General features: G+C 64.2%; 6 protein-coding genes. 2 read left to right on the forward strand and 4 right to left on the reverse strand.

What is annotated here, in order from left to right; genetic code table 11:
* Positions 1-192: 192 nt before the first annotated feature.
* On the reverse strand, positions 193-654 hold the full coding sequence (locus tag F2P45_RS28980) for a cache domain-containing protein (protein ID WP_166881680.1): 462 nt from the start codon (positions 652-654) through the stop codon (positions 193-195).
* A gap of 66 nt (positions 655-720) precedes the next feature.
* On the reverse strand, positions 721-2283 hold the full coding sequence (locus F2P45_RS28985) for a POT-type proton-dependent oligopeptide transporter (RefSeq protein WP_166881681.1): 1563 nt from the start codon (positions 2281-2283) through the stop codon (positions 721-723).
* A 345-nt stretch (positions 2284-2628) separates the two neighbouring features.
* Here F2P45_RS28985 and F2P45_RS28990 point away from each other — a divergent pair, with 345 nt between their 5' ends.
* A complete protein-coding gene (locus F2P45_RS28990) occupies positions 2629-4272 on the forward strand; it encodes an alpha-amylase family glycosyl hydrolase (protein ID WP_166881682.1) in 1644 nt (547 codons plus the stop codon).
* Complete coding sequence (locus tag F2P45_RS28995) at positions 4269-6113, forward strand: glucokinase (RefSeq protein WP_166881683.1); 1845 nt, start codon at positions 4269-4271, stop codon at positions 6111-6113. The genes F2P45_RS28990 and F2P45_RS28995 overlap by 4 nt, the downstream gene beginning before the upstream one ends.
* 58 nt (positions 6114-6171) lie before the next feature.
* Here F2P45_RS28995 and F2P45_RS29000 read toward each other — a convergent pair whose 3' ends face one another.
* Both F2P45_RS29000 and F2P45_RS29005 read right to left on the reverse strand, forming a co-directional pair.
* Positions 6172-6684: a hypothetical protein gene (locus F2P45_RS29000; RefSeq protein ID WP_229505365.1), complete on the reverse strand. Its 513-nt coding sequence runs from the start codon at positions 6682-6684 to the stop codon at positions 6172-6174.
* 38 nt (positions 6685-6722) lie between these two features.
* The gene (locus F2P45_RS29005) at positions 6723-7352 is read right to left on the reverse strand and encodes a 2-hydroxychromene-2-carboxylate isomerase (RefSeq protein WP_166881684.1); all 630 of its coding nucleotides are present in this window, start codon (positions 7350-7352) and stop codon (positions 6723-6725) included.
* Positions 7353-7596: the final 244 nt, after the last annotated feature.

The following is a 7596-nucleotide window of genomic DNA, read 5'->3' on the forward strand; positions in this document are numbered from 1 at the left end:
CCGTTATGGTTTAACTACACCATGCTCATTGCATCTTTCGTGCCAGCGCCGCTGGCGCCGCGCGCAGGGGCAAAGGGGCTGGCAGGAGGATGAAAAATGGCGGAAAACCGGAATAGAGCCGTTGCGGCGTGCGGAAAACCGCGCGAAGAGGAGGGGAACAGGCGCCGCGCTTGCGGCGCCCGGATGGCGTACTTACTTGTAGATGCCGCAGTTGATGACCAGGTCTTCGTATTTTTCGAAGTACATCGACTTCGGTTCGATCTGCTTGGTGACCGGGTTGACGAATTTGTAGTCCTGCCATCCGTTGTTTTTGGTCTTGAGCAGGGCGAGGCGTTCGCGCATGAACGGTTTGCCGTCGGCGTCCTTCAGGTCAATCAGCTCCTTGCCCTGCATTTTGGCGTTGGCGCCATGGGCCAGGTTCCTCATGGTCATGTCGTTGATGGTCACGTACAGGTCGCGGTCGCGAAAGCGCGTGCTTTGCATGTCGTTGATTTCGGCGATGGTTTTCTCGCGCCCATTCGCTTTCATGTAGGCGATCACCTTCTGCACCAGCGCCTTGGCTTCCTCGGCGCTGCCATGGTCGCTGGCGGCGAAACTGCTGGTGCAAAATACGGCGGCGCAGCACATTAACGCTATCTGGAACAATTTACGCATGATGATCCCCTTATCGTTGTGGGGGCGGGAAAGCTGGCTGCTTCCCCGCCTTTGGTGCGGCCGGTTTTACGCCTTGGCCGGTGCGGCGTCGGAACGGTAGTTATCCATCATCTTGTAGCGCGTCGCATACCAGCCGAAGACGGCGGCGGCCACGAACGCAAAGCCGGCGAAGAAGTACATCTGGAACGCGATGACGCTAAAGCCGCTGGTGGCGATATTCGAGATCACCGCATCGTTCTTGATGCTGGCGTTGACGATCAGGACCCACAGGCTGCCCACGGTGATGGACAGGAACCAGAAGGCCATGATCACGCCCTTCATCGACGGCGGCGACTGGCTGTAGGCAAATTCGAGCCCGGTGGCCGCGACCAGCACTTCGCCGAAGGTCAGCAGCGCATACGGCAGGACCTGCCACAGCATCGAGGTCGGGGTGCCGCCATCCATCTGCACTTGCAGGGTGCCGATCACGATCCACGACAGCGCCGAGAACACGATCCCGGTCGTCATGCGGCGCAGCGGCGTCGGCTCCACGCCTATTTTGCGCAGGGCCGGGTACAGCACCAGGTTGTTAAACGGGATCAGGATCATCACCAGCAGCGGGTTGAGGGCCTGCATCTGCGCCGCCACGAAGGAGAATTCGTTGCCGAAGATATTGAGGGTCGGCGGGACCATCGAATTGGCCTGCACGATCCAGGTCGACGCCTTCTGGTCGAACAGCGAGTGGAACGGCGTCACCAGCGCGAACACGATCAGGATGCGCAGCACGGCGCGCACGCCGTCGACCGCCACATCGGAATGCACGCCGCGCGCGCGTTCGAGCTGCATCGAGGTGCCGATGCCCCCAAAAGCGAGCAGCAGGACCAGCGCCGTGCAGGCGGCGATCACGAAGCCCCACTGCAGCGACATGGCCAGCGAAGCGACCGCGCCGGCCACGCCGAACAGGGCGACCGCCAGACCGGTGCGGGCCTGGCCCGGTTTGTGCGCCAGCAGGGCGCTGCGCGCCACGCGCGTAAACGAGTCCGGGTCCGGCGGGGCTGGCGGTACATGGATGTACTTTTTGCGCCCGAGCCAGAACACGACGGTCGCCACGAACATCAGGATGCCCGGAATGCCGAAGGCGATCGCCGGTCCGTGCTTGGCCAGGAAGTAAGGCATCAGCAGCGAGGCGAAGAAGGACCCGAAGTTGATCATCCAGTAGAACACGTCGTAGACGACTTTGGCCTTGTTCTTGTTGGTCTGGTCGAACTGGTCGCCCACGAACGACGAGATCAAGGGCTTGATGCCGCCCGAGCCGAGCGCGATCAGGAACAGGCCGAAGTAAAAGCCCTTGAGGCTATCTTCGAAGATCGCCAGGCAGGCGTGGCCCGCGCAGTACACGAGACTGAGCCAGAAGATGGTGTCGTATTTGCCGAAGAAGCGGTCGGCCAGCCAGCCGCCCAGCAGCGGGAAAAAGTACACCCCGATGACGAAGGTGTGGAATATGTGCTTGGCTTCGCCGGCGCGGTCGGCGACCGGCATGAACAGCAGCAGGGTGCTGATCAAAAAAGGGGTGAGGATGTTGCGCATCCCGTAAAAACTGAATCGCTCGCATCCTTCGGTGCCCACGATGTACGGAATCTGTCGGGGCATTGGCCCGTTTCCGCTTTCTTTATCCAACTGCGACATGGGTACTCCTGCTATTTAAACAGATGGGATGCTAAGCCCAAGGCCCGGGGCTGGCAATAGGTATATTCAGGATGGACGGTACAACCCGCGCCGGCACGGCGGCCGCGGCGCCGGCGTGTATGGACAGGCAGGCGTGTTTGCGATTATGTCTGTAGTTTGACTACCGAGATAGTGGGAAGCATATTCTCGTTTGGTATGTAAGTTATTGAAAAATAGACGATTTTAGCCTGTTCGCGGGGCTTTGCGCCAAATTGTAAAATCGATTAAATTGATGTATATTATGTACAAAATCTAACCTGGACGCCCATCATGAACAACGATATTTCGCTGCACTCCGAACAAAATACGCCATGGTGGCGCGAGGCCATCATTTATCAGGTTTATCCGCGCAGTTTCCGTGATACGAACGGCGACGGAATCGGCGACCTGCCGGGTATCACCGAAAAACTCGACTACATCGCGCAACTCGGCGCCGACATCGTCTGGATCTCGCCGTTCTTCACGTCGCCGATGAAGGACTTCGGCTACGACGTGGCCGATTACTGCGGCGTCGATCCCATGTTCGGCACCCTGGACGACTTCGACGCGCTGGTCGCCAAAGCCCACAGCCTTGGCCTGAAGATCATGATCGACCAGGTGCTCTCGCACACGGCCGACATCCATCCCTGGTTCGTCGAGAGCCGCAAGAGCCGCGACAATCCCAAGGCCGACTGGTACGTGTGGGCCGATCCGCTGGCGGACGGCAATCCGCCGAATAACTGGCTGTCGGTCTTCGGCGGCTCGTCGTGGCAGTGGGACAGCCGGCGCAAGCAGTACTACCTGCACAACTTCCTGGTCAGCCAGCCGGACATGAACTTCCACCATCCGGACGTGCAGCAGGCGCACCTGGACAACCTGCGTTTCTGGCTGGCGCGCGGCGTCGACGGCGTGCGCATGGACGCCTGCAATTTCCACTTCCACGATCCCGAACTGCGCAGCAATCCGGCCGCCACCAGCCGCGACACCTCCACCGTCACCGATGTGAACCCGTACGGCATGCAGGCGCACGTGTACGACAAGACGCGTCCCGAGAACATCGCCTTCCTGCAGAAGATCCGCGTGCTGCTCGACGAATTCGGCGCGGTCGCCATCGGCGAAGTGGGCGCGGACGATGCGCTCGGCGTCATGGCCGACTACACCGCCGACGGCGACAAGCTGCACATGGCGTACAGCTTCAACCTGCTCACGCCCGAATTTTCGGCGGGCCACGTGCGCCGCCAGGTCGAACAATTCGAAGCGCGCGTCAAGGGCGGCTGGGCTTCCTGGTCGGTCGGTAATCACGACAGCATCCGCGTCATGACGCGCTGGGGCGGCGCCGCGCCGACCCATGCGCTGGCCAAGCTGGTGCTGGCGATGCAGCTCTCGCTCAAGGGCACGCCGTGCCTGTACCAGGGCGACGAACTGGCGCTGACCGAGGCAAACGTGCCGTTCGAACTGCTGCAGGACCCGTACGGCATCACCTTCTGGCCCGAGTTCAAGGGCCGCGACGGCTGCCGCACGCCGATTCCCTGGACCGCCGAACTGCCCAACGCCGGTTTTACCACCGGCACCCCATGGCTGCCGGTGGCCGAAGAGCACATCGCCTCGGCCGCCAGCGCGCAGGAAACCGACACCGACTCCCCGCTCAATTTTGCGCGCCGCATCCTTGCCTGGCGCCGCCAGCAGCCGCAGCTCACGCGCGGCGACATCGTCTTCTTCGATGCGCCCGAACCGGTGCTGGCGCTGCGGCGCGACCTGGCCGGCCACCCCAGCGTGCTGGCCGTATTCAACCTTGGCCCCGAGCCGGTGACGTACGCATTCGCCGACGCGGTCGATGCGGTACCGATGATCGGCCACGGCCTGCATGGCAACGCCGAAGAAGGCACAGTCACCCTGCCGGCCTACGGCGCCTGGTTCGGCACCAAGCGCGGATGAACGACCAGCCCGACGCCGAAAAATCCGGCCGCACGGCCTTTGCCGACGGCCCGCGCCTGCTGGCCGACATCGGCGCCACGCATGCGCGCTTCGCGCTGCAGACCGCGCCGGGCGTGTTCCGTTCGGTGCGGGTGCTCAAGTGCGACGACTTCGAAGGCATCGTTCCGCTGCTGCGTTTCTACCTGGCAGACCACGCCGGCATGACCCTCAACCACGCCGCGCTGGCGGTGGCCAATCCGGTCAACGGCGACCAGGTGCGCATGACCAACCGCGACTGGGAGTTTTCCACCGATGCGGTGCGGCGCGAACTGGGGCTGCACACGCTCCTGATCGTCAACGACTTCACCGCACTGGCGATGGCGCTGCCGGGCCTCAAGCCCGACGACCTGATGCAGGTCGGCCCCGGCAAGGCCGCCGCCAACGCGGTGATCGGCGTGCTCGGTCCCGGCACCGGCCTGGGTGTGTCGGGCGTGATTCCCACGCTCGATGGTTTTGTCACGCTCGGCAGCGAAGGAGGGCACGTCAATTTCGCGCCGGCCGACGAGCGCGAATTTGCGATCCTGCGGTTCGCCTGGACGGAGTGGCCGCACGTCTCGAACGAACGCCTGATCTCAGGGCCCGGCATGGAAATCATCTACCGCGCGCTGGCGCTGCGCAACGGCGTCGCCGGCGCGCCACGCAGCTCGCCCGACATCATCGCCGGCGCGCTCGACGACAAGGATGCGCTGTGCCTGGAGGTGATCGAGTGCTTCTGCGGCATGCTGGGCGGGGCCGCGGCCAACCTGGCGGTGACCCTGGGCGCGTTCGGCGGCATCTTTATCGGCGGCGGCATCGTGCCGCGCATCGGCGAGCTGTTTGCCGCATCGCCCTTTCGCAGCCGCTTCGAAGCCAAGGGGCGCTTCTCGACCTACCTGGCCGACATTCCCACCTACGTCATCACCACGCCCAATCCAGCCTTTCACGGCGTGGCGACGATCTTGTCGGAGCACCTGCGCGGACGCAGCGGCGCCAATACCCTGATGGAGCGGGTCCAGCACCTGCAGCATGAACTCACGCCCGCCGAGCAGCGCGTGGCCAGCCTGGTGCTGGAGCAGCCGCGCCTCGTGCTGGGCGAACCGATTGCCGACATCGCGCGCCTGGCCGAAGTGAGCCAGCCGACCGTGATCCGCTTCTGCCGCTCGCTCGGGTTTTTGGGCCTGGCCGACTTCAAGCTGCGCTTTGCCAGCAGCCTGACCGGCGCCATCCCCGTGCGCCACAGCCAGGTGCGCGGCGGCGACAGCACGCACGATGTCTCGGCCAAGGTGATCGACAATACCGTGTCGGCGATCCTCAAATTCCGCGACCAGCTCGACGTGCGCGCGCTCGACCGCGCCATCGAGCTGCTGACCCGCGCGCACCGGGTCGAGTTTTACGCGATGGGCAATTCGCGGGTGGTGGCGCTGGATGGCCAGCACAAGTTTTTCCGCTTCCGCATTCCGACCGCGTCGTACGGCGACTCGCACCTGTTCACCCTGGCCGCCGAACTGCTCAAGCCGGGCGATGTGGTCATTGCGATTTCCAATTCCGGGCGCTTGCCCGAACTGCTGGCGGCGGTGGACGCGGCGCGCGCGGCCGGGGCGGACGTGATTGCGATGACCGGCAGCGGCACGCCCCTGGCCAAGAAGGCCACGGTGTGCCTGGCGGTCGACCATGCCGAGGACAGCACCAGCTTCCTGTCGATGATCTCGCGGATCATGCAGCTGCTGCTGATCGATATTCTGTCGGTCGGGATTTCGCTGGGCGCCGATGGCCAGCCCGATGGGGCCAGCGCGCACACGCAGATTTCGCATCTGGGCGGGTAGGTACGCCCGTACGGGACGCCCTTACGGAACGCCCTTACGGGACGCCCGTCCCGTATCGTTATGGCGGCGGGGCGGCTGCGGCCGGCGCGCTGTCGGCTTGTTTGACGATGCGTTCGAGCGGGCGCTTTTCGGCGCGCCATTGGGCCAGGGTCAGTTGCCGGTCGTCGTTGGTGTCGTCGACCAGGATCTCGTCGCCGCTGGTGGCGACCAGGAAGGTCTCCCAGCGGTGCGCGGCCTCGTCGCCGTTTTCGACGAAGGACAGGCTCCAGTAGTTTTTGCCGCCGATGAGCTTCGTGCCATCCTCCTCATCGTCGAGCACCGCGCCGTGGGCTTTGCCGCCCGAGGCCTTGTCGATGTGCGCTGACCAGGCTTTCAGCTCCGGCAGCGCCATCAGGGCGTCGATTGCCTGTGCTTTGGTGCGCGCCGCCTGCGCCGCCTTGGGCGTGCCCGCAGTCCTGGACGCGGCTGGCGCCAGGTTCTCTTCGTGATGGTTGTGGTACAGCGCGGCCCCGGCGGCGACAAAGGCGACCATGGCAAGCAACAGCACGAGTTTTTTCGACGATCCGGTCATGGTTGTAGGCGGCAAAGCAAGTGGATGATGCGGCCATACTACGCCAAATCTATACGTGCGGCAACACGGCCAGCGGCCCAGGCCACGGCATCCTCCAGCCGGTCATTTCCCCAGAACATGTCGTCGCCGGCGAAGAACATCGGCGCCCCGAAAATGCCGCGCCGCAGGGCTTGCTCACCCTGGGCGCGCATGGCCAGTTTGTTCTGTTCGGTGTTGGCGGCGGCCAGCAGGGCGCTTGCATCGAGGCCGAGCGCGGTGAGGACGTCGCCGACCAGGAGCGGGTCGTCGATTTCGCGGTCGAGGGCGAAATTGCAATGCATGATGCGCTGGCAGAAGGCGCCGATCCATGGTTCGGCGGCGCCGAGCAGGGCCACCCGCAGCGGCAGCAGCGCGCGCCGGGGAAACGCGCTCGGCTGTGTCCAAGGCAAGGCGTATTTATCGCACTGTCGCTGCATGTCGCGCCACACGTAGGCGCCTTTTTCCTTTTGCAGCACGAAGGGCGACGAGCTCCAGCCGAAGGCCTTGAAGATCGGTCCCAGCAAAAACGGCTTCCACAGCACGCGCACGCCGTGTGCGGCGGCCAGCGCCTCGATGCGCATGGTGCTCAGGTAGCTGTAATTGCTGCCGAAATCGAACCAGAATTCGATCTGCGGAACATTGCTCGTCATGGACGTCTCCTTGTCTTGTCGTCGCCGGTGCCCCAGCGTGTCGCGCCGGTGTCCCGCCGGTGTCAGGTCTGACATTCGGACACGGCCTCTGCTATGCACATGCGCAGTCGCCTGCTTCCCGCCGGTGTCAGGTCTGACATTCGGACACGGCCTCTGCTATGCACATGCGCCCGCGCCGGCGGCGGCCGCGCGCGGGGGCGGGTGGCAGCCCGGACCACGGGGGGGGGGGGAGGAGGGCGCGTGG

The sequence above is a fragment of the Massilia mucilaginosa genome (assembly GCF_011682145.1).
GTDB classification, from domain to species: domain Bacteria; phylum Pseudomonadota; class Gammaproteobacteria; order Burkholderiales; family Burkholderiaceae_D; genus Telluria_A; species Telluria_A mucilaginosa.

Bases quoted from the DNA above. Each gene is read 5' to 3' on its own strand.
- F2P45_RS28995 (WP_166881683.1), top strand. From the start codon at position 4,269: ATGAACGACCAGCCCGACGCCGAAAAATCCGGCCGCACGGCCTTTGCC.
- F2P45_RS28980 (WP_166881680.1), bottom strand. From the start codon at position 654: ATGCGTAAATTGTTCCAGATAGCGTTAATGTGCTGCGCCGCCGTATTT.
- F2P45_RS29005 (WP_166881684.1), bottom strand. From the start codon at position 7,352: ATGACGAGCAATGTTCCGCAGATCGAATTCTGGTTCGATTTCGGCAGC.
- F2P45_RS28990 (WP_166881682.1), top strand. From the start codon at position 2,629: ATGAACAACGATATTTCGCTGCACTCCGAACAAAATACGCCATGGTGG.
- F2P45_RS29000 (WP_229505365.1), bottom strand. From the start codon at position 6,684: ATGACCGGATCGTCGAAAAAACTCGTGCTGTTGCTTGCCATGGTCGCC.
- F2P45_RS28985 (WP_166881681.1), bottom strand. From the start codon at position 2,283: ATGCCCCGACAGATTCCGTACATCGTGGGCACCGAAGGATGCGAGCGA.